The following is a 1,564-nucleotide window of genomic DNA, read 5'->3' on the forward strand; positions in this document are numbered from 1 at the left end:
GCGTCTGGTTTACACCCAGAATGTCGGGAGTTCGATCCTCTCACTGCCCATAAAAGGGGCTGTCCTAGAAGTTGTATAAACTTCAAAAAAGGGCAGCCTTTTTTTGTCAAAATGTGATTTTTCAATTTTTTTGGTTGTTGTTTTTTTTTAGGCTTTCATCAATCTTGCAAGCTGCTTAAAATCATATCCAAGCATCAATAATCCCCATTCTGTTCCGACTTTTTCCTTGCCACGAAGATGAAATCTCCTGAATTTCAGATTCCCTTTTGTCTGACCGAATACTGTTTCACACTCTGTTGAGCGTTTTTTCATGAGGACTTTATATTCATCAGTTGCGAGAAGTTCTTTTACTTTTGTCTTCTGAGAAATCCAGTTTTCGTTCCGCTGTATCATTCTTCCGTATTCAGATTTTGTGCATAATTCCCTGAACGGACAGCCTTCACAGTTTTCACATTGGTAGACATCAACAATCTGTTCATATCCAGAATCGTTTTTTCTTTTACGTGTCATTTTGTAAGGGACAGGATTTCCGCACGGACAGGTGTATTCTTTCTGCTCAGCATCATATTTCCAGTTATCTGCATTAAAGACTTTTTTCTTGAAGCTCCGTTTTGTTTCCTTTTCGTAAGTCGAATATTTTACTGCCCCTGTAATTTCTTTTTCTTCCAGATAATCATAATTTTCTTCGCTTCCATAACCAGCATCTGCAATCACTGTCTTGAACTTGCATCCCAAGCGGTTCTGTACATTTTCAAGATGTGGAATGAAGGTTCTTGTATCTGTCGGGTTTGGAAAAACATCATAGCCGATTACAAAATTGTTTTCGGTTCCAACCTGAATATTGTAGCCGGGCTTGAGCTGCCCGTTGAGCATGGCATCTTCCTTCATCCTCATGAAAGTTGCGTCTTCGTCTGTCTTTGAGTAGCTGTTCCTGCCGTTGAAGGTTTCATTCGCCTTTTCGTATTTTTCTTTTCTTGGAAGATAGTCCTTTTCAATCTGATGTTTTGCTTTTTTCAGTTTTTTTTTACATCTTTTGAATTTTCATCATCCAGGTCATTTATTTCTGCAAGCCGTTCATTGATTTTTGCTGCAGCTTCCTTGATTTCTTCACTTGTTACAGTAATGTCTTCTCCAAGTTCTGCAAAATCCTTGTCACCGTAAACTTCATTTTCTTTGTGAGTGATTTCTTCAACATCTTTAAGGAACACCTTGAGTTTTTCATCAAGCTTCTTTTCGTTTTTCTCGACTGCCCGTTTCCAGACGAAGGTGTACTTGTTTGCAGCACTTTCGATTTTTGTTCCATCCACGAAATATTTTTCAAGACTGACATATCCTTTCTTGTTCAGAAGCTTTACCGTTGAAATGAATATTTCCTCGATTGAATCTTTAAGTTTTTCACTTCGGAATTTGTTGATCGTCCGGAAGTCTGGTTTCTGGAATCCTGTTAGCCACATCACGTTTACGTTTTCACGGCACTGTTTGGCTATCATTCTTGATGAATAGATTCCTGTCATGTAGCAGTAGATTAATACTTTCAAAAGCATGACCGGATTGTATCGGCTTG

2 protein-coding genes are annotated in these 1,564 nt (G+C 38.6%); both read right to left on the reverse strand.

Annotated elements, in window-relative coordinates; all coding sequences use genetic code 11:
• Positions 1–147: 147 nt before the first annotated feature.
• Positions 148–888: a transposase gene (locus MJZ25_16580; GenBank protein ID MCQ2125783.1), complete on the reverse strand. Its 741-nt coding sequence runs from the start codon at positions 886–888 to the stop codon at positions 148–150.
• Between the two features lie 125 nt (positions 889–1,013).
• The coding region (locus MJZ25_16585) for a transposase (protein MCQ2125784.1) at positions 1,014–1,564 on the reverse strand (551 nt) is incomplete at its 5' end.

The sequence above is a fragment of the Fibrobacter sp. genome, from assembly GCA_024399065.1.
Lineage (GTDB): Bacteria > Fibrobacterota > Fibrobacteria > Fibrobacterales > Fibrobacteraceae > Fibrobacter.